22 protein-coding genes are annotated in these 24,596 nt (G+C 71.3%); 10 read left to right on the top strand and 12 right to left on the bottom strand.

Features of this window, described 5'->3' with window-relative positions; genetic code table 11:
• Position 1: 1 nt before the first annotated feature.
• Complete coding sequence (locus tag DLJ59_RS06645; RefSeq protein WP_124771626.1) at positions 2 to 2,158, bottom strand: elongation factor G-like protein EF-G2; 2,157 nt, start codon at positions 2,156 to 2,158, stop codon at positions 2 to 4.
• A gap of 249 nt (positions 2,159 to 2,407) precedes the next feature.
• Between DLJ59_RS06645 and pgsA the strand changes: the two genes are divergently transcribed.
• The 8 genes from pgsA to DLJ59_RS06685 all read left to right on the top strand — a co-directional run bounded on the left by pgsA (position 2,408) and on the right by DLJ59_RS06685 (position 9,333).
• Positions 2,408 to 3,037 carry a phosphatidylinositol phosphate synthase gene (gene pgsA / locus DLJ59_RS06650; protein ID WP_030336879.1) on the top strand — a complete coding sequence of 210 codons (630 nt, stop codon included), beginning with the start codon at positions 2,408 to 2,410 and terminating at the stop codon, positions 3,035 to 3,037.
• Positions 3,038 to 3,083: 46 nt separating this feature from the next.
• The gene (locus DLJ59_RS06655) at positions 3,084 to 4,016 is read left to right on the top strand and encodes a phosphatidylinositol mannoside acyltransferase (RefSeq protein WP_124771627.1); all 933 of its coding nucleotides are present in this window, start codon (positions 3,084 to 3,086) and stop codon (positions 4,014 to 4,016) included.
• A 16-nt stretch (positions 4,017 to 4,032) separates the two neighbouring features.
• Positions 4,033 to 5,193 (top strand): glycosyltransferase family 4 protein, encoded by a 1,161-nt coding sequence (locus tag DLJ59_RS06660; RefSeq protein WP_124771628.1) that lies wholly within the window; start codon positions 4,033 to 4,035, stop codon positions 5,191 to 5,193.
• 81 nt (positions 5,194 to 5,274) lie between these two features.
• Positions 5,275 to 5,778 carry a hypothetical protein gene (locus tag DLJ59_RS06665; RefSeq protein ID WP_124771629.1) on the top strand — a complete coding sequence of 168 codons (504 nt, stop codon included), beginning with the start codon at positions 5,275 to 5,277 and terminating at the stop codon, positions 5,776 to 5,778.
• 147 nt (positions 5,779 to 5,925) lie between these two features.
• Positions 5,926 to 6,843, top strand: coding sequence for a pyridoxal 5'-phosphate synthase lyase subunit PdxS (pdxS, locus tag DLJ59_RS06670; RefSeq protein ID WP_124771630.1), 918 nt, complete (start codon positions 5,926 to 5,928; stop codon positions 6,841 to 6,843).
• Positions 6,844 to 6,943: 100 nt separating this feature from the next.
• Positions 6,944 to 7,549 carry a pyridoxal 5'-phosphate synthase glutaminase subunit PdxT gene (gene pdxT / locus DLJ59_RS06675; RefSeq protein ID WP_124771631.1) on the top strand — a complete coding sequence of 202 codons (606 nt, stop codon included), beginning with the start codon at positions 6,944 to 6,946 and terminating at the stop codon, positions 7,547 to 7,549.
• 271 nt (positions 7,550 to 7,820) lie between these two features.
• The gene (locus tag DLJ59_RS06680) at positions 7,821 to 8,573 is read left to right on the top strand and encodes a YebC/PmpR family DNA-binding transcriptional regulator (RefSeq protein WP_124771632.1); all 753 of its coding nucleotides are present in this window, start codon (positions 7,821 to 7,823) and stop codon (positions 8,571 to 8,573) included.
• A 139-nt stretch (positions 8,574 to 8,712) separates the two neighbouring features.
• On the top strand, positions 8,713 to 9,333 hold the full coding sequence (locus DLJ59_RS06685; protein ID WP_244235862.1) for a ribonuclease FAU-1 family protein: 621 nt from the start codon (positions 8,713 to 8,715) through the stop codon (positions 9,331 to 9,333).
• Between the two features lie 10 nt (positions 9,334 to 9,343).
• Here the strand turns inward: DLJ59_RS06685 and DLJ59_RS06690 are convergent, their stop codons facing one another.
• The 7 genes from DLJ59_RS06690 to DLJ59_RS06720 all read right to left on the bottom strand — a co-directional run bounded on the left by DLJ59_RS06690 (position 9,344) and on the right by DLJ59_RS06720 (position 15,556).
• Complete coding sequence (locus DLJ59_RS06690; RefSeq protein ID WP_124771634.1) at positions 9,344 to 10,405, bottom strand: ABC transporter permease; 1,062 nt, start codon at positions 10,403 to 10,405, stop codon at positions 9,344 to 9,346.
• Positions 10,402 to 11,295: an ABC transporter ATP-binding protein gene (locus tag DLJ59_RS06695; protein ID WP_124771635.1), complete on the bottom strand. Its 894-nt coding sequence runs from the start codon at positions 11,293 to 11,295 to the stop codon at positions 10,402 to 10,404. The genes DLJ59_RS06690 and DLJ59_RS06695 overlap by 4 nt, the downstream gene beginning before the upstream one ends.
• A gap of 81 nt (positions 11,296 to 11,376) precedes the next feature.
• Positions 11,377 to 12,093, bottom strand: coding sequence for a response regulator (locus DLJ59_RS06700; protein WP_124771636.1), 717 nt, complete (start codon positions 12,091 to 12,093; stop codon positions 11,377 to 11,379).
• Positions 12,090 to 13,415 carry a sensor histidine kinase gene (locus tag DLJ59_RS06705; RefSeq protein WP_124771637.1) on the bottom strand — a complete coding sequence of 442 codons (1,326 nt, stop codon included), beginning with the start codon at positions 13,413 to 13,415 and terminating at the stop codon, positions 12,090 to 12,092. Before DLJ59_RS06705 ends, DLJ59_RS06700 begins: the two co-directional genes overlap by 4 nt.
• 119 nt (positions 13,416 to 13,534) lie before the next feature.
• Entirely contained in the window at positions 13,535 to 14,482 is a 948-nt protein-coding gene (locus tag DLJ59_RS06710) for a permease prefix domain 1-containing protein (RefSeq protein WP_124771638.1), read from the bottom strand.
• Complete coding sequence (locus DLJ59_RS06715; protein ID WP_124771639.1) at positions 14,479 to 14,820, bottom strand: PadR family transcriptional regulator; 342 nt, start codon at positions 14,818 to 14,820, stop codon at positions 14,479 to 14,481. Before DLJ59_RS06715 ends, DLJ59_RS06710 begins: the two co-directional genes overlap by 4 nt.
• Before the next feature lie 130 nt (positions 14,821 to 14,950).
• Positions 14,951 to 15,556: a hypothetical protein gene (locus DLJ59_RS06720; RefSeq protein WP_124771640.1), complete on the bottom strand. Its 606-nt coding sequence runs from the start codon at positions 15,554 to 15,556 to the stop codon at positions 14,951 to 14,953.
• A 133-nt stretch (positions 15,557 to 15,689) separates the two neighbouring features.
• Between DLJ59_RS06720 and DLJ59_RS06725 the strand changes: the two genes are divergently transcribed.
• A complete protein-coding gene (locus DLJ59_RS06725; RefSeq protein WP_124771641.1) occupies positions 15,690 to 17,054 on the top strand; it encodes a serine/threonine-protein kinase in 1,365 nt (454 codons plus the stop codon).
• A gap of 42 nt (positions 17,055 to 17,096) precedes the next feature.
• Here the strand turns inward: DLJ59_RS06725 and DLJ59_RS06730 are convergent, their stop codons facing one another.
• The 3 genes from DLJ59_RS06730 to DLJ59_RS06740 form a co-directional block, all read right to left on the bottom strand.
• Positions 17,097 to 17,648: a hypothetical protein gene (locus tag DLJ59_RS06730; RefSeq protein WP_124771642.1), complete on the bottom strand. Its 552-nt coding sequence runs from the start codon at positions 17,646 to 17,648 to the stop codon at positions 17,097 to 17,099.
• The gene (locus DLJ59_RS06735; RefSeq protein WP_124771643.1) at positions 17,645 to 18,184 is read right to left on the bottom strand and encodes an RNA polymerase sigma factor; all 540 of its coding nucleotides are present in this window, start codon (positions 18,182 to 18,184) and stop codon (positions 17,645 to 17,647) included. Before DLJ59_RS06735 ends, DLJ59_RS06730 begins: the two co-directional genes overlap by 4 nt.
• A 98-nt stretch (positions 18,185 to 18,282) precedes the next feature.
• Positions 18,283 to 18,903, bottom strand: coding sequence for an L-threonylcarbamoyladenylate synthase (locus DLJ59_RS06740; RefSeq protein ID WP_124771644.1), 621 nt, complete (start codon positions 18,901 to 18,903; stop codon positions 18,283 to 18,285).
• A 132-nt stretch (positions 18,904 to 19,035) separates the two neighbouring features.
• Here DLJ59_RS06740 and dnaE point away from each other — a divergent pair, with 132 nt between their 5' ends.
• Entirely contained in the window at positions 19,036 to 22,566 is a 3,531-nt protein-coding gene (dnaE, locus tag DLJ59_RS06745; protein WP_124771645.1) for a DNA polymerase III subunit alpha, read from the top strand.
• Positions 22,567 to 22,611: 45 nt separating this feature from the next.
• Here the strand turns inward: dnaE and abc-f are convergent, their stop codons facing one another.
• Entirely contained in the window at positions 22,612 to 24,249 is a 1,638-nt protein-coding gene (gene abc-f, locus DLJ59_RS06750) for a ribosomal protection-like ABC-F family protein (RefSeq protein ID WP_124771646.1), read from the bottom strand.
• Positions 24,250 to 24,596 lie beyond the last annotated feature (347 nt).

Raw genomic sequence — 24,596 nt, forward strand, 5'->3', positions numbered from 1 at the left:
GTTACGGGGTTTGTTCTTTGCGGACCTGGTCGGCCAGGTGGGCGGGCATGGGGTCGTGGCGGACGAAGTGGCGGCGGAAGGTGCCGGTGCCGGCCGTCATGGAGCGCAGCTCGACGGCGTAGCGAAGCAGTTCGGTCGCGGGCACTTCGGCGCGGACGAGGGTACGGCCCTCGGTGTCCGGGTCCGGTTCGGTGCCGAGCACCCGGCCGCGTCGGCCGGACAGGTCACCCAGCACCGCGCCCACCGCGCCGTCCGGAACCCGGATGGTCACCTCGTCGATCGGCTCCAGCAGGGCCGGCTGGCCACGCTCGGCGGCGTCGCGCAGCGCCAGCGCGCCGGCGGTCTGGAAGGCCGCGTCGGAGGAGTCGACGCTGTGCGACTTGCCGTCGACCAGGGTCACCCGCAGGTCCACCACCGGGTGGCCGGCGACCAGCCCGCGTTCCAGTTGGGCGCGGACGCCCTTCTCCACCGACGGGATGTAGTTGTGCGGCACCGCGCCGCCGACGACCCGGTCGACGAACTCGAAGCCACTGCCTCGGGGTAGCGGCTCGACCTCGATGTCGCAGACCGCGTACTGGCCGTGGCCGCCGGACTGCTTGACATGCCGGCCGTGCCCCTTCGCGGGCACTGTCAGCGTCTCGCGCAGCGACACCTTGACCGGCTCGGTGTCCAGCTCGACGCCGCCGGCGCGCAGCCGGTCGAGCACCACGTCCGCGTGCGCCTCGCCCATGCACCAGAGCACCAGTTGGCGGGTCTCCGGGTTGCGCTCCAGCCGCAGGGTGGGGTCGCCGGCGACCAGGCGGGCGAGGTTGCGGGCCAGGGCGTCCTCGTCGGCGCGGCTCCGGGCGACGATCGCCACCGGCAGCAGCGGCTCCGGCATCTCCCAGGGGGCGATCAGCAGGGGGTCGTCCTTGGCCGAGATGGTGTCGCCGGTCTCGGCGCTGCCCGACTTGGTGATCGCGCAGATGTCGCCGGCCACGCAGAGCGACACCTCACGCAGGGTGGCGCCCAGCGGGGTGTAGATGTGCCCGACGCGCTCGTCGGCGTCGTGGTCGGGGTGCCCGCGCTCGGCCATGCCGTGCCCGCAGATGTGCACCGTCTGGTCGGGGCGCAGCGTGCCGGAGAAGACCCGGACCAGCGAGACCCGACCGACGTGCCGGTCGACTGTGGTCTTGACGACCTCGGCGACGAGCGGCCCGGTCGGATCGCAGCTCAGCGGCGGACGCGGCGAGCCGTCCACGCCGGTCACCGCCGGCAACTCGTGCTCCAGTGGCGAGGGGAACGCGGCGGTCAGCACCTCCAGCAGGACGTCCAGGCCGACCCCGGTCGCCGCGCAGACCGGCACCACCGGGTAGAAGTGACCCCGGGCGACGGCCGTCTCCAGGTCGTCGATGAGCACCTCGGTGCTGATCTCCTCGCCGTCGAGGTAGCGGTCCATCAGGGTCTCGTCCTCGCTCTCGGCGATGATCCCCTCGATCAGTTCGTCGCGGGACTCGTCGATGGCCCGCTGGTGCTCCGGGTCCGGGTCGCGGACGTCGGCCGGGAGCCCGGCGCTGTAGTCGAAGACCCGGCGGGTGATCAGGCCGAGCAGACCTTCGGTGGACACCCCGTCGTCGCCGAGCATCGGCAGGTAGAGCGGCATCACGTTGTCGCCGAAGAGGCGCTGGCAGAGCGCCACCGTCTCGTCGACGTCGGCGCGGGGCTGGTCCAGTCGGGCCACCGCGACCGCGCGGGGCATGTCGACGGCGGCGCACTCCTCCCACAGGGCGACGGTGGCCGCGTCCATGCCGCCCGCGGCGGAGACCACGAAGAGCGCGGCGTCGGCGGCCCGCAGCCCGGCGCGCAGCTCACCGACGAAGTCGGCGTACCCGGGGGTGTCCAGCAGGTTGACCTTGATGCCGTTGTGCAGCAGCGGCGCGCAGGACAGGCTGACCGAGCGCTGCTGGCGTACGGCGGCGGGGTCGTGGTCGCCGACCGTGCTGCCGTCGGCCACGGTGCCGGCGCGGCCGATCGTGCCGGTCGCCGCGAGCAGGGCCTCGACCAGGGTGGTCTTGCCCGCCCCGGAGTGCCCGACGAGTACGACGTTGCGAACACGCTCGGGCTCGGTGACCACCGGCGTGCCGCCGGTGGAACCCTTCTCTTGACTCTTCTGCGCCATGGGGCGCACCTCCCTCAGCCGGTGGTGGTGGCGACCGCCGCGCGACGGGAAGCGGCCCGGGGCGAGTGCGCGGCGATATCCTCCGGTGGTCTGCTGCACAGCGGGAACGGGACGGGCGGACGGGTGAGCTGGCTCACCTCCCGGCTCGATCTCACACCCGTTGCCGGGTAGGCACAAGCCTCCCCCGGGCGGGTCGGCGGTACCGTCCGTATCGCCGGAGCTGGGCGGACCGTTATCGTGGGGACCGCCATGGCGAAGATCTTCCAAGTGTCGGCCCGCGCGGGGATGACCCGCGTCGTCGAGCCGATTGCCCGCGCCCTGCTGCGCGCGGGCGTCACCCCCAATGCCGTCACCGTCGCGGGCACCGTTGGTGTGCTCGTCGGCGCGCTCGGCTTCGGTGCTCGCGGCCACCTGGTCGCGGGCGCGTTGATCGTCACCCTGTTCGCGCTCACCGACCTGCTCGACGGGACGATGGCCCGGATGAGCGGTGGCTCCACCAGGTTCGGGGCGTTCCTCGACTCAAGCATGGACCGGGTCGCCGACAGCGCCGTTTTCGGCGCGGTCGCGTACTGGTTGGCCACCCAGGGCAACTACTCCGGGGTGGCGGCGGCGTTGGTCTGCCTGGCCGCCGGCAGCCTCGTCTCCTATGTCAAGGCCCGCGCCGAAGGGCTCGGCATGACCTGCAACGTGGGCATCGCCGAACGGACCGAGCGACTGCTGATCGTCGGGGTCGGCGGCATCCTCACCGGCTTGAACGTGAAGCCGGCGTTGGAGATCGCGCTCTGGCTGCTCGCCGCCGTGTCGATCTTCACGGTGGGGCAGCGGATGACGCACGTCTACCGCCAGGCCCAGCAGCTCCAGCCGGACGGCCAGGCGTGAGTGGCGGGCGGGCGGCCCGACGTCGGACGACCGGCGGCCGAGCCGCGTGAACCTCACCGAGCTGAGCTACATCGCCGGTTGGCGGGTGCTCCGCGCGCTACCCCGGCCGTTGGTGGCGGCGGCGTTCCAGGCGGGCGCGGACCGCGCCCACCGCACCGGCGGCGGGGGTACGGCCCGACTGCGCGCGAACCTGCGCCGGGTGGTCGGCCCGGAGCTGCCCGACGCCGAGTTGGACGATCTCGTCAAGCGCGGGTTGCGCTCGTACGCCCGGTACTGGATGGAGGCGTTCCGGCTGCCCGCCCTGAGCCGGTCGCAGATCCTGTCCGGTTTCCGGCTCGACGGCGCCGAGCTGCTCGCCGCCGACGTGGCCGCCGGCCGGGGCGCGGTGGTGGCGTTGCCGCACGCCGGCAACTGGGATGCCGCGGGCGCCTGGGTGGCGGCCACCGGTTGGCCGATCTCCACGGTCATGGAGCGGCTCAAGCCGGAGGGCGTGTACAGGCGTTTCCTGGCCTTCCGCGAGGCTCTGGGGATGGAGATCCTGCCGACCCACGGGGGGCCGCGTCCGGCGTTCGACGTGTTGCTGGACCGGCTCCGGGCCGGTGCGGTGGTGCCGCTGCTGGCCGACCGTGACCTCTCCGCCCGTGGGGTGGAGGTGGACTTCTTCGGTGGGAAGACCCGGATGCCCGCCGGGCCGGCGTTGCTCGCGTTGCACACCGGCGCGCCGCTCTACGTGGCCTCGATGTGGTACGAACCGGACGCCGCCTGCGCGTCGCTGGCTGGCCCGCTGCCGGTGCCGGGGCCCGAGGTGGGCCCCCTGGACCAGCGGGTCCGGTCGCTGACCCAACTGATCGCCGACCGTCTGGCGGCGGGTATCGCCCGGCATCCGGAAGACTGGCACATGTTGCAGCGGATGTGGCTGGACCAGGCGAGGTCGGGGGAGGGCGCGGCGCCGTCCTCGTCGGCCCCCGGCCAGGCCTGAGGAGGTGGGCTGACGGATGCGGATCGGCATCGTGTGCCCGTACTCCTTCGACGTGCCCGGTGGGGTGCAGAACCACGTCATGGACCTCGCCGAGGCGCTGATCGCGCTGGGCCACGAGGTCAGCGTGCTCGCGCCGGCTGATGAGGATTCACCGCTGCCGGAGTACGTGGTGTCCGCCGGGCGTGCCGTTCCGCTGCCGTACAACGGTTCGGTGGCCCGGATCGCGTTCGGCCCGGTGTCGACCGCCCGGGTGCGGCGGTGGATCACCAATGGTGACTTCGACGTGCTGCACGTGCACGAGCCGCTCACGTTGAGCCTGTCGCTGCTGGCGGTGCTCTCCGCCCGTGGTCCGGTGGTGGCCACGTTCCACACCGCGATGACCCGTTCCCGGGTCCTCGCTGCCGCGCAGGGCGTGCTCCAGATCGTGTTGGAGCGGATCACGGCCCGGATCGCGGTGAGCGCCCTGGCCCGCAAGGTGCAGGTCGAGCACATGGACGGCGGTGCGGTGGAGATTCCCAACGGGGTGGCGGTGGCGAAGTTCGCCGACGCTGAGCCGTTGCCGGGCTGGCCGGGGGAGTGCGCGGCCGGCACCGGGGGCACGCTCGGCTTCCTGGGCCGGTTCACCGAGGCTCGCAAGGGCTTTCCGGTGTTGCGCGACGCGTTCGTGGCGTTGGCCGCGACCCGGCCCGGTCTGCGGCTGCTCGTCGCCGGCCCGGGTGACCCCGACGACCTGTACGACCAGTTCCCCGCCGAACTGCACGAGCGGATCACCTTCCTCGGCCTGGTCAGCGAAGCGGACAAGGCGCGCATGTTGCGCAGTGTGCACCTCTACGTCGCACCGAACACCGGAGGCGAGTCGTTCGGCATGATCCTCACCGAGGCCCTCGCCGCGGGTACGACGGTCGTCGCCAGTGACCTGGACGCGTTCCGGCGGGTGCTCGACGGTGGGCGGGCCGGTCGGCTCTTCCCCACCGGTGACTCGGTGGGGTTGCGTGCCGTGCTCAGTGAGCTGCTGGACGACCCGGCCGGACGGGCCACGCTGAGTGCCTGCGGCGATCAGGTGGTCGCTAATTTCGACTGGCCGGTGGTTGCTCGGCGCGTTCTGGAGGTATACGCAGCGGCGATCGAGGCAACCGACGGGCGGGTCATCGACCAGGAATGGGTGGGGCTGGGCTGAGCCGGTGTGACGGATGGTGCGGTGGTGACCGGCGGGACCGGTCCGGCCGCGCCCAATCGGACGAAACGGAGCAGCACTACGATGCCGCACATGTGGTGGGTGGTGGCCGCGAGCGTGGTCGTGGGGCTGGTCGCGGCGTACCTCATCTGGACCGCCGGCCGGGTCGAACGGCTGCAGGGCCGCGCGGAGCTGGCGGCCCGGGCGCTCGACGCCCACCTGCTGCGCCGCGCTGCGGCGGCCGCGGTCCTGGCGGAGCGGCGGTTCGGCGTCGAGCTGTACGCGGCGGCCCGGATCGCCCTGGACGCCAGCCCGGACGAGCGGGAGGCGGCGGAGAACGACCTCACCCGGCAGTTGCGCGGCGTCCAGTTGGACGCGGGTGACCCGGACTGCGCGGCGGTCATCGCCGCGAGTCGTCGACTCGCGTTGTCTCGGCAGGTGCACACCGACCTGGTCCGCGACGCCCGCTCGGCGCGCAGCCGACCGTTGGTGCGGCTGTTGCGGATGGGGCGGGGCCGGCAGTGGCCGCGCTACTTCGACATCGACGACCCGACCCTCGTCGTCCCGGCGGACGTCCCCGCCGCCTGATTTCCTGCTCCCAGGTGGGCGCGGACGCCCTGGTGACCACTGCCACAGTGCAGGCCACCGGGGGTCTGATTGGCTGTCGGTGCGGCGTTGCACCGCGCGTAGCATTTTCGCTGCCACCCCCAGTGCACGTCCAAGGAGCGATGACCCGTGCCCGAAAACACCGTCTCGAACACCGGTACCGCCCCCGTCGTCGGCACCGCCCGCGTGAAGCGTGGCATGGCCGAGATGCTCAAGGGCGGCGTGATCATGGATGTGGTCAACGCCGAGCAGGCCAAGATCGCTGAGGATGCCGGAGCGGTCGCGGTGATGGCCCTGGAGCGCGTGCCCGCCGACATCCGCGCGCAGGGCGGGGTGTCCCGGATGAGCGACCCCGACATGATCGACGGGATCATCGAGGCGGTCTCTATCCCGGTGATGGCGAAGGCCCGCATCGGTCACTTCGTGGAGGCGCAGATCCTCCAGTCGCTCGGCGTGGACTACGTCGACGAGTCCGAGGTGCTGACCCCGGCCGACTACGCGAACCACATCGACAAGTGGGCGTTCACCGTGCCCTTCGTCTGTGGCGCGACGAACCTGGGCGAGGCGCTGCGTCGGATCACCGAGGGCGCGGCCATGATCCGCTCCAAGGGCGAGGCGGGCACCGGTGACGTCTCCAACGCCACCACGCACATGCGGAAGATCCGCCAGGAGATCCGCCGGCTCTCCTCGCTGCCGGCCGACGAGCTGTACGTCGCGGCCAAGGAGCTCCAGGCCCCGTACGAGCTGGTCAAGGAGGTCGCCGAGAGCGGCAAGCTGCCGGTGGTGCTGTTCACCGCCGGCGGGATCGCCACTCCGGCCGACGCGGCGATGATGATGCAGCTCGGCGCGGAGGGTGTCTTCGTCGGTTCCGGCATCTTCAAGGCGGGCAACCCGGCTCAGCGGGCCGCCGCGATCGTCAAGGCGACCACCTTCCACGACGACCCGGACGTGCTGGCGAAGGTTTCCCGTGGTCTCGGCGAGGCGATGGTCGGCATCAACGTCGACGAGATCCCCCAGCCGCACCGCCTGGCCGAGCGCGGTTGGTGAGCGGCCCGATCTCGCCAGCCTCGCAGTCGCGGGGGAAGCACCGGCCGGTGCGGTCGGCGCCCCGTTCGGGCGGCGTGACGCGGAGAGGAATGGTGCGAACGTGACGGCACCCGTGATCGGTGTGCTCGCCCTTCAGGGCGACGTCCGCGAGCACGTGGCGGCGTTGGCCGCGGCGGGCGCGGACGCCCGCCCGGTCCGCCGTCCGGCGGAGCTGGACGCGGTCGACGGCCTGGTCATCCCGGGCGGCGAGTCCACCACAATGAGCAAGCTCGCCGACATCTTCGAGATGCGTGAGCCGATCGACAAGCGGATCGCCGACGGCATGCCGGTCTACGGCTCCTGCGCCGGCATGATCATGCTGGCGACAGAGGTGCTCGACGGCCGACCCGATCAACGGGGTTTCGCCGGTATCGACATGACCGTCCGGCGTAACGCGTTCGGCCGGCAGGTCGACTCGTTCGAGGCGCCGGTGACCGTGGTCGGGGTGCCGGGCGAACCGTTCCACGCGGTGTTCATCCGCGCGCCGTGGGTCGAGCGGGTCGGTGCCGGCGTCCAGGTCATCGGGGTGGTGACCGGGGGTCCGGCCGCAGACCGGATCGTGGCGGTCCGACAGGGCAACCTGGTGGCCACCTCGTTCCACCCGGAGCTCACCGGTGACCTGCGGGTGCACGCGTACTTCGTGGACCTGGTCCGCGCCGCGTCCTGAGCTGTGGGCGACCGTTCCGGGATTGTCCATGATGCTCGCCGCGGCGCGGGGGTTTGCCCCGTCTGCCCTCATTGGTGCCGGTCGGGCGGCCGTGCGGCGCGCGGTGCATGACAGGGACCCGGGGGACGTCGGTAGGATTGCGGAGATTCGGCAGGGCCATCTGCCCGCCACGGCTTCCACCAGGGCTGACCGGCACCTCCGCGTGCGCCGGCGGGAGCGGGGCGTGAGCGGTGCGGTCGATGCAGACGGCGGGTAGCAACGGAGGTAGAAGATGTCCGGCCACTCAAAGTGGGCGACGACCAAGCACAAGAAGGCCGTCATCGACGCCAAGCGCGGCAAGATGTTCGCCAAGCTGATCAAGAACGTCGAGGTGGCCGCCCGGACCGGCGGCGGTGACCCCTCAGGTAACCCGACGCTCTTCGACGCCATCCAGAAGGCGAAGAAGAGCTCGGTGCCGAACGACAACATCGATCGCGCCGTCAAGCGCGGCTCCGGCCTGGAGGCTGGCGGCGCCGACTGGCAGACGATCATGTATGAGGGGTACGGCCCGAGCGGCGTGGCGATGCTGATCGAGTGCCTCACCGACAACCGCAACCGGGCGGCGACCGAGGTGCGCACCGCGCTGACCCGCAACGGCGGCTCGCTCGCCGACGCCGGTTCGGTGTCGTACATGTTCTCCCGCAAGGGCGTGGTGATCGTCCCCAAGGAGGGCACCAGCGAGGACGACGTGATGCTCGCCGTTCTGGACGCCGGCGCCGAAGAGGTCAACGACATCGGCGAGGCGTACGAGGTGGTCTCCGAGCCGACCGACCTGATCCCGGTGCGGACGGCGTTGCAGGACGCCGGCATCGAGTACGAGTCGGCCGAGTCCTCCCTGATCCCCAGTGTCAACGTGCCGCTGGACGAAGAGGGCGCGCGCAAGATCTTCAAGCTGATCGACGTGCTGGAGGACTGCGACGACGTCCAGAACGTCTACGCCAACTTCGACGTCAGTGACGACGTGATGGCAGCGGTCGACGCCTGAGTTCGCCCCCGCCTCAACCCCGCCGCGATCTTGCACTTTCTGGCCCGACAAACCGGGCCGGGCATGACATATCGTCAGCCGAAAGTGCAAGATCGCGGGGCGGTTGGGGAGAGACGGCAAGCGAGGAGGTGCCGCAGTGGTGGCGGAGCGGTTCGCGGCCGGCGACACAGTGGTCCGACGTGAGGTGCTGCGCGGCGAGGTCTGGTTCGGTTGCCCGACGATCTGCGTCGAGGATTCACCCGAGCTGCTCGCCCTCTACCTCCCGCCGGGGGCCGAGTTCGGCTTTCCGCAGGACGGCGTCTTCCCGTGCGGGCGGCACCCGTGGGACGCCGCCGGGCACCGCTCCTGGTCGGGGCACGGCAAGCTGATGCTGCAACGCCCCGGTGAGGCGCACTCGATCGACGTGTTCTGGACCGGGCCGGAGCGCGACTTCGCCGGCTGGTACTTCAACCTCCAGGACCCGGTGCGGCGTACCCCGATCGGGGTGGACACCCTGGACCACGAGCTGGACCTGTGGTGGGCCGCGGACGCCGACCGGTACGTCTGGAAGGACGTCGAGTTGTTCGCCCAGCGCCTCGTCGAGGGGCGCTACCCGGGCCTGGGGGACGCCATCCAGGCCGAGGGTGACCGGATCGCCGCCCTGCTCGACGGTGGTGAGCGGTGGTGGGACCCGGCGTGGGCCAGGTGGCAGCCCGACCCGGCCTGGGCGGCACCCCCACTGCCCGTCGGCTGGGATCGGGTGCCGCCCGCGCCGGGCTGAACCGTCGTGGTCAGCCGATCGTCTCCCGCTCCCGCCAGGCGGTGAGCAGCGAGGTTCGGCCGTTGGTACGCAGCAGCGACCCCTCGTACACCCGGGCCCCGGCCAGAAGGAACGCGCCGGCGGCGACCAGCAGGATGACCAGCGAGACGATCGGCTCCCAACCGGCCGCGTTACCGGTGAACAGACGCAGTGGCATGGCCGTGGGCGACGAGAACGGCACGTAGGACAGCACCCGCATCGCGGTGTCGTTGTCGTTCAGGAAGATCACCGCGAAGAACGGCAGCATCACGGCGAGCTGCACGGGTGTCGACACGGCGGCGATGTCCTCCTGCCGGTTGGCCAGCGCGCCGGCTGCCGCCCACATCGCCGCCAGCAGCACGAAACCGAGCAGGAAGAACGGCACGAACCAGCCGATCGCCGGGGCGAGCAGGGTGAGCAGGCCCCCGCTGTCACCGATCTGCAGCCCGATCACCGCCACCACCGCGATCAGGGCGATCTGCGCGAACGCCAGGATGGCGCCGGCCACCACCTTGCCGGCCAGCAGGGCCCGCACCGGCACGGCGGCCACCAGGATCTCCACGATCCGGGTCTGCTTCTCCTCGATGACGCTCTGCGCGATCTGCACACCGAACGTCTGCGAGGTGATGAAGAAGACGAACGCGAAGACGAACGGCACCAGGAACGCCACCACCGGGTTTACCGCGTCCGGGTCGAGCAACTGCACCGGCGGCGAGGTACTCAACGCCTGGACCACGTCGGTGGGGGAATCGTCCATCGCGAGGACCTTCGGACCGGCGACAACTGCCGCGTCCACGTCACCGTCGCGGACGGCCTGCTCGGCGGCGCGGTCGTCGGCCACCACGCGGACGTCGAGTCCGGCGTCCCGCAGCGGCCCGGCGGCCTCCTGGGTGACCGCCACCGTGTCCGGGCTACCGGCGAACAGCGGCGGCAGGATGGTGCCGGCCGCCGCGATCAGCAGGAAGAACAGGGTGCCGAACAGGAAGGTGCGGTCGCGGAGTTTGACGCGGATCTCACGTTCGGCGACCAGCCGGGTGGCCTGGGTGACGTTCACTGGGTGACCTCTCGGAAGATCTCGGTGAGCGAGGGGCTGACCGGGCTGAAGGCGCGGACCGGGCCGCGGTCGAGGGCCGCCTGGAGGACGGGCTGTTCGTCGCCGCCGGCCGGCAGGTCGAAGACCACTCGGGGCCCGTCCAGCTCGACCAGGGTCACCCCGGGGTGGTCGCGTACCCAGCCGGCGTCGCCGGCCACCACCAGTTCGTAACGGGGCACGGTGTACGAGTCGCGCAGCTGCTGCCGGCTGCCGGCGGCCCGGATCTCCCCGTCGCCGATGATCACCAGGTCGTCGCAGAGGCGCTCCACGACGTCGAGCTGGTGGCTGGAGAAGAGCACCGGCGCGCCGGCCGAGGCCCGTTCCCGTAGCACGGCGACGACGGTGTCGACGGCCAGCGGGTCGAGGCCGGAGAACGGCTCGTCGAGCACCAGCACCTCGGGGTCGTGCACCAGCGCGGCGGCGATCTGCGCGCGTTGCTGGTTGCCCAGCGACAGCGTCTCCAGCAGGTCGTTCCCGCGTTCGCCGAGCCCGACGCGGTCCAGCAGCGCGTCGGTGGCACGCCGGGCCGCGGCGGCGTCCAGGCCGTGCAGCCGGCCCAGGTAGGCGACCTGCTCCCGGGTGGTCATCTTCGGGTAGAGGCCACGCTCCTCCGGCATGTAACCGAAGCGCCGCCGGTCCTGCCGGGTCAGCGCGGTGCCGCCCCAGCTCACCTCGCCCGCGTCGGCGGAGAGCACACCCAGGATGATCCGCATGGTGGTGGTCTTGCCGGCGCCGTTGGCGCCCACGAAGCCGGTCATCCGGCCGGCGGCCACCTCAAAGGACACGTTCTTGAGCACCTGCCGGTCGCCGAAACTGCGGTCGACGCCGTCGAGGCGAAGCGTTCTGGTCACGCGCCGATGCTAGATCGGGTACGCCGCCGCGCCGTCCGTCCGGCGGGGGAGCGGGCGGGTCCACCGCTCGGCGGACACCGATCATCCGCCGGGCCGCACCACCCCGTTCTCGTAGGCGAACACCACCGCCTGCACCCGGTCGCGCAGGCCGAGCTTGGCCAGCACCCGACTCACGTGCGTCTTCACCGTCGCCTCGCCCAGGTGGATGGTCGCGGCGATCTCCGCGTTGCTCGACCCGCCGGCGAGCAACATCAGCACCTCCCGCTCGCGCGGGGTCAGCTCGGCCAGCGCGGCATCGGCGTCCGGGCCCCGGTGGGCGGTGCCGGTCGGGTCACCGGGTCGGGCGAAGGTGGAGATCACCCGGCGGGTGATCTCCGGGGCGAGCAGACCGTCGCCCCTGGCCAGCACCCGGATCGCCTCAATCAGCTCTTCCGGCGTGCCGTTCTTGAGCAGGAAGCCGCTGGCCCCGGCCCGCAGCGCGGCGAAGAGATAGTCGTCGCGGTCGAAGGTGGTGAGGATCAGCACCGCCGGCCCACCGGGCTCGTCGGCGGCGATCTGCCGGGTGGCCTCCAGGCCGTCCATCCCGGGCATTTCCACGTCCATGAGTACGACGTCCGGGCGGGTGGCTCGGGTCATGGCGACGGCCCGTTCGCCGTCCGCGGCCTCGCCGACCACCTCGATGTCGTCCTCCACCTCGAGGATGACCCGGAAGCCGGTGCGGACGAGGTGCTGGTCGTCGGCGAGCAGCACCCGGATCATCGGACCGGTGTCGGGTACGTGGTGCGTGGCCGCGCTCATGCCGATGGCTCCGTGCCCGCTGTGGCCTGCTGTCTGTCGCTCGGGTCCCGCTGCGGGGCGACCGGGGCCGCGAGCGGGAAGCGGGCGCGTACCCGCCAACCGCCGCCGGCGCGCGGACCGGCCTCCAGGTCGCCATCGTGAGCGGCGACCCGTTCGCGCATTCCGATCAGGCCCAACCCGACGGCGTTGGCCCCGCCACCGCCGCGTCCGTCGTCGGTCACGTCGACCTCCACCTCGCGGGCCAGGTACCGCACCCGCACGTCCAACAGTTTTGCTCCGGCGTGCTTCAGAGTGTTCGTCACCGCCTCCTGCGTCACCCGGTAGGCCGCCTGCGAGACCGACTCGGGCAACGCGACCGCGTCGCCGTACACCCCGAGGGTGGCCGTCAACCCGGCGGCCCGGGCCCGCTCGATGAGTTCGTCGATCCGTTCGACGCCGCCGGCCGTCGGCGGAGCGGCGTCGGTGCCGGCGGAGGCCCGCAGCACGCCGAGCATCCGACGCAGCTCGTCGACGGCGGTGCGGGCGCTCTGCTCGATGGCGGTCAGTGCCGTGCGGGCCTTGCCCGGGTCGCGGTCGAAGACCCGGCGGCAGGCGGATGCCTGCACGCCCATCACCGACACGTGGTGGGCGACCACGTCGTGCAGTTCGCGGGCGATTCGGACCCGTTCGCCGAGCACCGCCCGTTCCCGGGCCTCGGCCTGCGACCGGCGCAGGTCCTCGGCCTGCGCGCGCAGTTCGTGCTCGCGGCGTGCGGCCACCCACGCGGTCTCGCCGAAGAAGTACGCGAAAGCGAAGACCAGCACGTTGAGCAGGACGCCGGTGACCATGGCGGCGAGCGCCGGTGGCACCGGCCCGACCGCCTCGGAGAAGGAATCCGCCGGAATGTGGTCGATCATCACCGTGTAGTAGATCCCCAGCCAGGCGAACATCGTGGCGATCACGCCGATCCGCAGCCGGCGGGAGAGCTGACGGTCCTGCCCCCAGGCGCCCATCGTGTAGAGCGCGCAGAACAGGGCCCAGGAGGAGAACTGAATCTCCGGTGCCGAGCGTGCCTGCGCGGCGATGAACACCACCGAGACGACCAGCAGGGTGGCGGCCGGCCAGCGTCGGCGCCAGATCAGCGGCAGGGTCACCGCGACGGTCCAGAACAGTTGTTCCGCCCCGGACGGCGGAGGACCCAGCAGGAACGCCCCGGTGCTGCGGGCCAGGGTCAGGCTGACCAACGCCAGCCCGGTCATCCCCAGCCCGATCCAGATGTCGTTGCGGCGCTGCTCCGCCGTCGGACCCGGACGGCGCCATCCCTCTCGCTGTGCCACGGTCATCCAGGAACGATGCCACGAAACCCCCGGCATCCGTCTACCGGGCGGGCCGGTGCCTCTGGTACGCCGACGGGCGGCAGCCCGGCGCGGGGTACGCGCCGGGCCGCCGTGCCGGGTGTCGCTCACGCCGTCTGGCGGCGCGTCTTCAGAGCGGTGTCGACCAGGTCCAAGACCACGATCGCGGCCGTGCCCACCGCGATGGAGAGTCCGAGGATGTTGCGGTTGTCCGCGTCCGCCAGCCAACTCAGCCGCTCGCCCAGGGCTGGGTTGAGCAGCCGGTCGGAGAGGGCCAGCCACGCCAGCGGCACCGCGAACGCCAGGTCGAGCAGCGCCTTGGTGCCGAACAGGGCCCAGGTCCAGCGCCCGATCCGGTACTTGACGACCTCGAAGATCAGGCTGGCGACCAGGACGACGATCAGCGCCGGCAGCCAGAAGCGCCACAGACCCGGGTCAAGGATCGGAATGTTGTCGCCGTCGGTGCCGTGCACCCAGGACTGGTAGTGCTGGAAGGGCAGGTACCCGATGGTCAGCACCAGCATGATCACGGATGCGATGGTGTCGGCGAGCGGGATGCCCGGGCGCACCGGCGCGGCGGGGAGTTGGTCGACCGTCCAGCCCGGCAGATCCACAGTTGCTTGGGTGCGTTCGATGATGGCGAAGGTCACTGTGAGCCAGAAGGCGATCTGCACGGCCACCTGGATGGCCGTGAAGATGCCGGGCCCGATGGCACCGAAACCCTTTCCTTCGGCAGCCTCGACGATGGCGACGATCGTGCCGACGAGCGCCGGGATGAAGCTGAGCAGCAGCTTGAGCAGCCGCAGCCAGACCAGGTAGTACGCCGGGCCGATGAGCTGCAACCTGCGGTCGGCGTACCGGGCGGCCAGCACGTCCGGGTTACCCAGCTCGGTGAGCACCTCCCGCTCGGCGGTGGTGGCGTCCTGCCCACCGTCGGTCCGAGCCTCGATCATGTCGTCGATCGAGGCGCGCAGCTCGTTGGCGATCTCGTCGCGGCGCTGGGTGGGCACCGAGCGCAGAGTGGCGGCGAGGTAGCGATCGGTCAGGGTGTTCATCGGTCCACTCCTTGGATGAGCCCGGTGACGGAGGTCTGCACGGCGGCGAGGTCGTCGAGAAGCCGGCCCAGCATCGACTCGCCCTCGTCGCTGGTCCGGTAGAACTTGCGCGGCCGGCTCTCCTCGGTGTTCCACTCGCTGCTCAGCAGCCCCTGGTCCTCCAGCCGGCGCAGCAGCGGGTAGAGCGTGTTGGCGTCGACCGGGAAGCCGTGGTCGGTGAGCCGTTGCAGCAGCGCGTAGCCGTAGTCCGGTCGGCGTAGCGCGACCAGGCTGGCCACCACGACGGTGCCTCGACGCAACTCCTGTAGGTGCGTCCGTAGAACGTCCTCGCTAACCATGTGTCACACCATACTGTGTGGCACACAGTGTTGTCTAGCGCGACATCATCGTGTCCGCCCAACCTCCGTTCGGGCCGATGCGAGCTGCGGGGCGCCCGGTAGACACCGGACGCCCCGCACCCGAACGAGCTCAGCAGGACGCGCCCTGCCGGAAGTTCCGCTCGACGAAGCTGGCCGCCCCGACCTGGAAGTAGCCCACCCCCGGTCGGATCGGGTGCCCGGTGAACAGCTCCACCCGCGACCCGACCCGAACCAGGTACGCCTCGGCGTCCCCCGCGTCGTTGCGGATCAGCGAACCGCGCCGACCGTAGATCGCCTCCAGCTCGTCGAAGGACATGCCGACCGTGGCGCCGGCGGGGGATCGAGGCGGCGCGGTGGCCGTACCGACCTCCACCAGCCGGCCGTCGCGAAAGGCCAGGATGAGCACGCCGGCCCAGGAACCGGTCGCGCCGGCGTGCACCACCCCGCCGCAGCTCGACGCGGTCCAGTCGATGTGACCGGCCGCGGTGAGCGCCGCCAGGCTGGCGCCGATCCGGTACGCCCCGGCGCCGCCGACGCCGAGCACCTGTGGGTGGCTGTGCCCGGTGACCGCGGCGACGGCGATCGGGGCACGCGTCGAGGCTGGCGCGCTGCCACTGAGCACCGGGGCCGCCGAGGCCGGACCGGTGCCGACCAGCGGGACGAGTGTGCCGAGCGCCAGCGCGGCGGTGGTGAGAAGGATCGAGGGTCGGTTCATCGTGCGCTCCTTCGGTGATGGGTCTCTGCCCTGTTAGTCACCGCGCCCGGCCCAACGGTTCGTCGGCTTTCCGACCGGCCCGGTCTACTGTTCACAGAGACGCCGACCGACCGTGCTGGCCGGGGGTGACGCGGTGACGGCTCCGCAACGGATCGGGCCCTACGCCATCGAGCGGCTGCTGGGCGTCGGATCGTTCGCGACCGTCTGGCTGGGCTACGACCCGATGCTCGACGGATACGTGGCAATCAAGGTGCTGGCCGAGAACTGGAGCCACGACCTCCGGGTCCGGGAACGCTTCCGCGACGAGGCCCGGCTGCTGCGCCGGCTGGAGCACGAGCGGTTGGTCCGGGTGCACGCCGTCGGTGAGTTGCCCGACGGGCGGCCGTACGCCGTGCTGGCCTGGGCGGACGGCGGCAGCCTGCGCGACCGGCTGGCTCGTGGTGAGATCCCCGTGCCGGCGGCGTTGCGCCTGCTCGGTGAGGTCTGCGCAGGCGTGAGCGTGCTGCACCGGCACGGCGTCGTGCACCGCGACCTCACCCCCGGCAACATTCTGTTCCATGCCGCCGGGGCGGCCTCCGGCACCGAGCGGGTCCTCATCGCCGACCTCGGTCTCGCCAAGGCGCTCGCCGCCGCCTCCGGCCTCACCGCCCGGGCCGGTACCCCCGGCTACATGGCACCGGAGCAGGACGAGCCGGGCGCGGTGATCGACACTCGCGCGGACGTGTACGGGCTCGGTCGGCTCGGGATCCGGCTGCTCGCCGCCGGGCCCCGGTCCGACCCGCCCAGATCGGTCGGCGCCCTGCGACTGCGCGACGGCGTGCCGGCGCGGGTGGCTGCGGTGCTCGTCCGGGCCACCGCCCACCGGCCGGCCGACCGTTATCCGGACGCCGCCGCGCTGCACGCCGCGCTCGACCGGGCCACCGCGGTACGACAGCCTCCGTCATCCGGTCCGGTGGCCCGTCACCCGTATCGGATGCTGTTGGCCGGGGCTGCCATCGCGGCCGTCGCCGTGGTGGGCGCCGAGCCGGGCTACACCGGGGCCGAACGTGACACGTACACCGCCGGACCGCTCACCGTCACGTTGCCGGACGGCTGGTCGGCCACCGGGGCGACCTGGGCCGGTCAGTACGACGCCCACGGCGGAGCGGAACCGGCGCTGGTCATGTCGCCGCAGCCCCGCCGTTGGGCCGCCGACCCCGGGGTGCCCGGCGCGTTCGTCGGTATCTCGGCCAGCACGGCGGCGCGCACCACTCCTGCCGGGTTCCTGGCCGAACGCACCCATGGAGACTGCGCGGCCGCGCCGGCGCGCACCACCCGCCGGGCGGGCGTCGAGTGGACCGTTGTGGCGTACCGCTGCGACCGGGGCCGGCCGCGGATCATCGAGTCGGCCGGGCGGCATCCGGGCCACGGCGCTCTGGTGTACGTGCAGGTCGTGCCACCGGTGGACGGCGGGCCCGACTTCGTGGACACAGTGCTCGACGGCGTGCGGGTGCGGTAGCGGGGCCGCCGCGGTGCGGATGAACGGGCCTCGAACCGGCGACTAGCGGACCACCACTGTGACTGTGTGTTCCCGGGCCTCCTTCGGGATCCTGACGTCGACGGTGCCGGGGCGGACGAACCGGATGTCCACCACGCCGGCCTCGTAGTGCTGCGAGACCAGCTCAGGGCGGTCGACGGTGACCAGACCGGGGCCGATGCCCTGGATCCGCAGCACCGCGCCGGTGGCGAAACAGAGGGACCGCAGCAGCTCGAGCTCGGTCTCGGCCAGCGGCAGGTCGTAGCGGACGGCGCCCTGGCAGCTCGTGGTCGGCCCTGTCGATGTGGGGGCCGGGCGGTGCGGCGTACCCCTGGCACTGGTCTGTGCGGGCGGTGCCGCGATCGGACGTCGGCTGGTCGGCGGCGGCCGGGACGGCGATGCGGTGGGCGCCGGGATCGCCGCCGGGGTCGGCGACGGTCGGGACTCCACGGGTGGTTGCACGGGCAGCGGCGCGACCGGGTCGGCGCCGCAGGCCGCGACGGCCATTGTGGCTACGAGGACGACGCCACCGGCGACGAGCCGGCGGAACGGGCGGCGCTGCGCGGCGGGGTTCATTCGGCGTCGAGTCGTTGGCGGACCTGCCGCCGGGCCAGGTGCAACCGGGACTTCACGGTGCCCAGCGGCACGTCGAGCAGGGCGGCAATCTCGGGGTAGCTCAGCCCCAGGACGTCGCGCAGGGCGACGACCTCGGCGAGGTCGGGGTGGACCGCGTCGAAGGCGTCGAGCAGGTCGAGGCGGGTGCCGGCGACCACGCTGGTCCGTCTGGGGTCGGCCTGGTCGGGCAGCGGTACGCCGCCGGCCTCCAGCCGCCAGCGGCGGCGCAGCGTGCGGTAGGTGGAGCGGGCCCGGTTGGCGGCCAGCCGGTGCAGCCAGGTGCGGAACGAGGAGCGCCCCTCGAAGCGGGTGATGCCGTCGGCCACCGCCAGCAAGGTGTCCTGGCAGGACTCCTCGGCGTCCTCCCGGTTGGGCAGGAATCGGGCGCACAGCCGCAGCACCTCCGGGCGCACCGCGACCAGCAGGGCGGTCAGCGCGGCCGGGTCACCGTGCGTCGCGGACCGGGCCAGGGCGTCGATGTCGTCCGCGTCGGGCATGCCGGATGTCCAATGCTCGCCGGTGCCGATCCCTGAGCGTACGACCGGTGCCGCCGCAGCGGTCCCGTACCGTCCGGCACCCGACGCGAACCGGCGGGTTACTCGAAGCGGGAGACGTCCCCGGCCCCCCGGCGCAGGATCTCTGGCTCCGGCCCGGACAGGTCGATCACGGTCGTCGGCTCCATGCCGCAGTCGCCGGCGTCGAGCACCGCGTCGAGCTGGTGGTCGAGCCGTTCCTTGATCTCCCAGCCCTGGGTCATCGGCTCCTCGTCGCCGGGCAGGACCAGCGTGCTGGAGACCAACGGCTCGGCCAGCTCGGCCAGCAGCGCCTGGGTGACGGTGTGCCGGGGTACCCGCACGCCGACGGTGCGCTTCTTCGGGTGCAGCATCCGGCGGGGCACCTCGCGGGTGGCCGGCAGGATGAAGGTGTAGCTGCCCGGGGTGGACGCCTTCACCAGGCGAAAGACCGAGTTGCTGATCTGGACGAACTGACCGAGCTGCGCGAAGTCGTGGCAGACCAGTGTGAAGTGGTGCCGATCGTCGAGGTGCCGGATCTGTCGGATCCGGTCCAGCCCGTCCTGGTTGCCCAGCTGGGTGCCGAGCGCGTAGCAGGAGTCGGTCGGGTAGGCGACCAGACCACCGCCGCGGATCAGGTCGGCGACCTGGCCGATGACCCGGGGCTGCGGGTTTTCCGGGTGCACGTCGTAGTACCTCGCCATGCTCCGAGACTAGCCGTGGGGGAGACGAGGGCCACCCTCGGCGCGGATGGTGGAGCCGCCGAGATCACCTCGGTAGGGTAGGTCCCGGTCGGCTCCGACCACCAAGATCCACACCGCCGGGGGGCGCCAGGCATGGCCGATTCGTTCGCGCATCTGCACGTGCACACCGAGTACTCGATGCTCGACGGAGCGGCCCGCCTCAAGGACCTGTTCGCCGAGGCCAAGCGGCTCGGCATGCCCGCGGTGGCGATCACCGACCACGGCAACATGCACGGCGCGAACGACTTCTACAACCAGGCGATGGCCGCCGGGATCACCCCGATCCTGGGCGTCGAGGCGTACGTGGCACCGGAGTCGCGCTATCACAAGGCGCGGGTCAAGTGGGGTCGCCCGGAGCAGAAGAGCGACGACATCTCCGGTAACGGCGCGATCACCCACAAGACCATGTGGGCGAAGAACGCGCAGGGTCTGAAGAACCTCTTCACCCTCAACTCGCGCGCCTCCATGGAGGGGCACTACGTCAAGTGGCCCCGGATGGACATGGAGCTGATCGCCGAGCACGCCGAGGGGATCATGGCCACCACCGGCTGCCCGTCCGGCGCGGTGCAGACCCGGCTGCGGCTGGGCCAGTTCGACGAGGCCCTCAAGGTCGCCGCCAGCTACCAGGACATCTTCGGCAAGGAAAACTACTTCCTGGAGATCATGGATCACGGCCTCTCCATCGAGAGCCGGGTCCGTGAGGGGCTCACCGAGATCGCCCGCAAGCTGGACATCCCGCCAGTGGTCACCAACGACTCGCACTACACCCACGAGGCCCAGGCCACCGCCCACGACGTGCTGCTCTGCGTGCAGACCGGCAGCAACATCGACGACCCCAACCGGTTCCGGTTCGAGGGCGGCGGTTACTTCGTCAAGAGCGCCGACCAGATGCGCGCGGTGGACTCGTCCGAGCTGTGGCAGGAGGGCTGCCGCAACACCCTGCTGGTCGCCGAGAAGGTCGACCCGAAGGGCATGTTCGAGTTCCACAACCTGATGCCGCGCTTCCCGGTGCCCGACGGCGAGACCGAGGAGTCCTGGTTCCGCAAGGAGACCTTCGCCGGCCTGGCCCGCCGCTACCCGAACGGCATCCCGGAGGGGCACGTCGTCCAGGCGGAATACGAGCTGGGCGTCATCAACCAGATGGGCTTCCCGTCCTACTTCCTGGTGGTCGCCGACTTCATCCAGTGGGCGAAGAACCAGGGCATCGCTGTGGGTCCGGGCCGTGGTTCGGCCGCCGGCTCGCTGGTCGCGTACGCGCTGGGCATCACCGACCTGGACCCGATCCAGCACGGCCTGATCTTCGAGCGGTTCCTCAACCCCGAGCGGGTCTCGATGCCGGATGTCGACATCGACTTCGACGAGCGCCGGCGCGGCGAGGTGATCAAGTACGTCACCGACAAGTGGGGCGAGGACAAGGTCGCCCAGATCGCGACCTTCGGCACGATCAAGGCGAAGGCCGCGATCAAGGACTCGGCCCGGGTCCTCGGCTTTCCCTACGCGGTCGGCGACCGGATCACCAAGGCGATGCCGCCGGCCGTGATGGGCAAGGACATCCCGCTCACCGGCATCTTCGACACCAAGCACCCCCGCTACGCGGAGGCCGGCGAGATCCGCGGCCTGTACGACTCCGACCCGGACGTCCGCAAGGTGATCGACACGGCCAAGGGCATCGAGGGGCTGATCCGGCAGACCGGTGTGCACGCCGCCGGCGTCATCATGTCCGCCGAGCCGATCATCGAGCACATCCCGTTGATGCGCCGCGACGCCGACGGGGCGATCATCACGCAGTTCGACTACCCGACCTGCGAGTCGCTCGGGCTGCTGAAGATGGACTTCCTCGGCCTGCGCAACCTGACGATCATCGACGACGCGGTCAAGAACATCGAGCTGAACCACGGCCGCAAGCTCGACCTGCTGGGCCTGCCGCTGGACGACAAGGCCGCGTACGAGCTGCTGGCCCGCGGTGACACCCTGGGCGTGTTCCAGCTCGACGGTGGGCCGATGCGGTCACTGCTGCGGCTGATGAAGCCGGACAACTTCGAGGACATCTCCGCCGTCCTGGCCCTGTACCGGCCCGGCCCGATGGGCGTCGACTCGCACACCAACTACGCGCTGCGCAAGAACGGCCTCCAGGAGATCACGCCGATCCACCCGGAGCTGGAGGAGCCGCTGCGGGAGATCCTGGCGCCCACCCACGGCCTGATCGTCTACCAGGAGCAGGTGCAGCGCGCCGCGCAGATCCTCGCCGGCTACACCCTCGGTCAGGCGGACCTGCTGCGCCGGGCCATGGGTAAGAAGAAGAAGGAGATCCTCGACAAGGAGTTCATCCCGTTCCGGGACGGCTGCCGCGAGCGCGGCTACTCCGACGAGGCGATCCAGGCCGTGTGGGACGTCCTGGTGCCGTTCGCCGGGTACGCGTTCAACAAGGCGCACTCCGCCGCGTACGGCCTGGTCTCCTACTGGACGGCGTACCTGAAGGCGCACTACCCGGCCGAGTACATGGCCGGGTTGCTGACCAGCGTCGGCGACGACAAGGACAAGATGGCGCTCTACCTGTCCGAGTGTCGTCGGATGCGCATCCAGGTGCTGCCGCCGGACGTGAACACCTCGGCCGGGCCGTTCACCCCGGTGGGCAAGGACATCCGCTTCGGCCTGGCCGCCGTGCGCAACGTCGGGGCGAACGTGGTCGCCTCGATCATGCGCTGCCGGGAGGAGAAGGGCGAGTACACCGACTTCTACGACTTCCTGTCCAAGGTGGACGCGGTGGTCTGCAACAAGAAGACAATCGAATCGCTGATCAAGGCGGGTGCGTTCGACTCGATGGAGCACCCCCGCAAGGGCCTGCTCGCGGTGCACGCCGACGCGATCGACGCGTACGCCGACGTCAAGCGCAAGGAGGCCGTCGGGCAGTACGACCTGTTCGGCGCGGGCTTCGGTGACGCCGACACCGGCAGCACCACGGTGATGCCGACCATCGGTGACAGCGAGTGGGACAAGCGCGACAAGCTGGCCTTCGAGCGGGAGATGCTCGGCCTGTACGTCTCGGACCACCCGCTGTTCGGCCTGGAGCACATTCTCAACGCGGCAGCCGACACCACCATCGCCTCCCTGGCCGAGGAAGGCGCGGTGCCCGACGGGGCGGTCGTCACCCTCGCCGGCATCCTCTCCGGGGTGCAGCGCCGGGTCACCAAGCAGGGCCGGGCCTGGGCCTCGGCCACCCTGGAGGACCTGGCCGGTGGGGTGGAGACGCTGTTCTTCCCCAACACCTACGAGGTGATCGGGCAGTACATCGCCGAGGACGCCATCGTGGTGGTCAAGGGTCGGGTGGACCGCCGCGACGACACCCCACGGATCATGGCGATGGACATGTCCATGCCGGACGTCAGCACCAGCGCCACCAACAAGCCGGTCACCCTCACCATCCCGGTGCACCGGTGCACACCACCGCTGGTGGAGAAGCTCAAGGAGACCCTGGTGCTGCACCCCGGCGACACCGAGGTGCACGTCAAACTGCTCAACGGCGGGCGCACCACCACCCTGCGGCTGGGGCCATTCCGGGTGGCGGCGACGACCGCGCTGATGGGTGACCTGAAGAGCGTCCTCGGCCCGGCCAACGTGAGCTGAGCCGACCCCGGTCCGGCCGGCGTGCGCCGGCCGGACCGCCCGGCTTCAGCCCCGCTCGGGGGCGCTGATCTCCCGTAGCTGGCCGTCGGCCAGCCGCAACCAGCGCTGCACGCCGATCTCGGCGAGGAACCGTTCGTCGTGGCTGACCACCACGAACGCCCCCTGGTACGCGGTCAGCGCGCTCTCCAACTGACCCACGCTGACCAGGTCCAGGTTGTTCGTCGGCTCGTCGAGCAGCAATAGTTGCGGCGCCGGTTCGGCGCACAGCACACACGCCAGGGTGGCGCGCAGCCGTTCACCGCCGGAGAGCACCCCGACAGGCAGGTTCACCCGCGCGCCCCGGAACAGGAACCGGGCCAGCAGGTTCATCCGCTTGGCGTCGGGCAGGCTCGGCGCGTACGCGGCGAAGTTCTCCGCCACCGTGCGGTCGAGGTCCAGCAGGTCCAGCCGCTGCGACAGGTACGCGATCCGCCCGTCGGCCCGCCGGATCTCGCCGCCGGCCGGCTCCAGGTCACCGTTGACCAGGCGCAGCAGGGTGGACTTGCCGACACCGTTCGCCCCGGTGAGCGCGATCCGTTCCGGCCCCCGGATCACCAGATCCGCGCCGTCGCCGCCGAACAACTCCCGGTCGTCGAAGCGGGCCCGCATCCCCTGGCCGGAGAAGACCGTGCGCCCACCCGGGACGCTGGTGTCCGGCAGGTCCACGGTGATCCGGTCCTCGTCGCGTACCGCCCGCCCCGCCTCGTCGAGTCGGGCCTTGGCCTGCCCGAGCCGGCCGGCGTGCGTCTCCTGCGCCTTGCCCGCCGACTCCTGCGCGCTGCGCTTGAGCCCACCGGCGACGATCCGGGCCAGGCCGGCGTTCTTCAGGTTCTTCGACGCGTTGCTGGCCCGTCGGTCGGCCCGCTCCCGGGCCTGCTGCATCTCCCGCTTCTCCCGCTTGACCTCCTGCTCGGCGTTGCGCAGATTGCTCTCGGCCACCTCCCGCGCCGCCTGCACCGCCTCGGTGTACGCGGTGAAGTTCCCCCCGTACCAGCGGATCTCGCCCTGGTCCAGCTCGGCGATGCGGTCCATCCGGTCCAGTAGCTCCCGGTCGTGGCTGACCAGCAGCAGGCACCCGGACCAGTCGGTGAGAACGTCGTAGAGCTTGTGCCGGGCCGCCAGGTCCAGGTTGTTGGTCGGCTCGTCGAGCAGCAGCACGTCCGGGCGGCGCAGCAGTTGCGCCGCCAGGCCGAGGGAGACCACCTGACCACCGCTGAGGGTGTGCAGCTGCCGGTCGAGCTCCAGGTCACCGAGGCCGAGCCGGTCCAGCTCGGCGCGGGTGCGCTCCTCAATGTCCCAGTCGTCGCCGATGGTGGCGAAGTGCGCCTCGCTGGCATCGCCGGCCTCGATGGCGTGCAACGCAGCGATCCGCTCGGCGACGCCGAGCACCTGCGCCACGGTCAGGTCACCGACCAGCGGCAGGGTCTGCGGGAGGTAGCCGAGCACACCGTCGACGGTGACGCTGCCGCCGCTGGGCCGCAGCTCCCCGGCGATCAGCCGCAGCAGGGTGCTCTTGCCGGCGCCGTTGGGAGCGACCAGGCCGGTTCGACCGCCCGGCACCGTGAAGGACAACTCCGAGAAGACCGGGGTGTCGTCCGGCCAGGAGAAAGACAGATTCGAGCAGACAATGAACGCATCAGACATGCGAGTGACCTCAGAGGGTGGGTTGGGCGCTTTCGACCGCGCCCGACGACAACGGGACCGGTGGAACGACGACATGGCCTCGGCGGCTGCGCCTACGCGCGCCGAACCGATGGCCGAACACATCCGGTCTCACCCGGAGATGTCGTCGTCACCCGCCATGTCTGGTCTCCCTGGTCGTACCGCCAACCCAACGCCGCAAGTCTAACAACGGATCTCCGCCCCGCCACCGGGTTCCCGGCCGGCCCCCACCGTGGGTGGCGCTCACGCGAGCCGGGCGCCGCAGACGGCGAAGCCTGTGGTCCGGCAGTCCGCGGTCCGCTCAGCGGGGGCGGTACTCGACCTCGGGG

Source organism: Micromonospora inaquosa, from assembly GCF_003857055.1.
In the GTDB taxonomy this organism is placed as follows: Bacteria; Actinomycetota; Actinomycetes; order Mycobacteriales; family Micromonosporaceae; genus Micromonospora; species Micromonospora inaquosa.

What these genes read in the sequence shown, in the direction of transcription:
- DLJ59_RS06700 (WP_124771636.1), bottom strand. Translation starts at nt 12,093, where the DNA reads ATGAGCGCGGCCACGCACCACGTACCCGACACCGGTCCGATGATCCGG.
- dnaE (WP_124771645.1), top strand. Translation starts at nt 19,036, where the DNA reads ATGGCCGATTCGTTCGCGCATCTGCACGTGCACACCGAGTACTCGATG.
- DLJ59_RS06680 (WP_124771632.1), top strand. Translation starts at nt 7,821, where the DNA reads ATGTCCGGCCACTCAAAGTGGGCGACGACCAAGCACAAGAAGGCCGTC.
- DLJ59_RS06660 (WP_124771628.1), top strand. Translation starts at nt 4,033, where the DNA reads ATGCGGATCGGCATCGTGTGCCCGTACTCCTTCGACGTGCCCGGTGGG.
- DLJ59_RS06710 (WP_124771638.1), bottom strand. Translation starts at nt 14,482, where the DNA reads ATGAACACCCTGACCGATCGCTACCTCGCCGCCACTCTGCGCTCGGTG.
- DLJ59_RS06715 (WP_124771639.1), bottom strand. Translation starts at nt 14,820, where the DNA reads ATGGTTAGCGAGGACGTTCTACGGACGCACCTACAGGAGTTGCGTCGA.
- DLJ59_RS06730 (WP_124771642.1), bottom strand. Translation starts at nt 17,648, where the DNA reads ATGAACCCCGCCGCGCAGCGCCGCCCGTTCCGCCGGCTCGTCGCCGGT.
- DLJ59_RS06645 (WP_124771626.1), bottom strand. Translation starts at nt 2,158, where the DNA reads ATGGCGCAGAAGAGTCAAGAGAAGGGTTCCACCGGCGGCACGCCGGTG.
- DLJ59_RS06735 (WP_124771643.1), bottom strand. Translation starts at nt 18,184, where the DNA reads ATGCCCGACGCGGACGACATCGACGCCCTGGCCCGGTCCGCGACGCAC.
- pgsA (WP_030336879.1), top strand. Translation starts at nt 2,408, where the DNA reads ATGGCGAAGATCTTCCAAGTGTCGGCCCGCGCGGGGATGACCCGCGTC.
- DLJ59_RS06665 (WP_124771629.1), top strand. Translation starts at nt 5,275, where the DNA reads ATGCCGCACATGTGGTGGGTGGTGGCCGCGAGCGTGGTCGTGGGGCTG.
- DLJ59_RS06705 (WP_124771637.1), bottom strand. Translation starts at nt 13,415, where the DNA reads ATGACCGTGGCACAGCGAGAGGGATGGCGCCGTCCGGGTCCGACGGCG.
- abc-f (WP_124771646.1), bottom strand. Translation starts at nt 24,249, where the DNA reads ATGTCTGATGCGTTCATTGTCTGCTCGAATCTGTCTTTCTCCTGGCCG.
- DLJ59_RS06720 (WP_124771640.1), bottom strand. Translation starts at nt 15,556, where the DNA reads ATGAACCGACCCTCGATCCTTCTCACCACCGCCGCGCTGGCGCTCGGC.
- DLJ59_RS06740 (WP_124771644.1), bottom strand. Translation starts at nt 18,903, where the DNA reads ATGGCGAGGTACTACGACGTGCACCCGGAAAACCCGCAGCCCCGGGTC.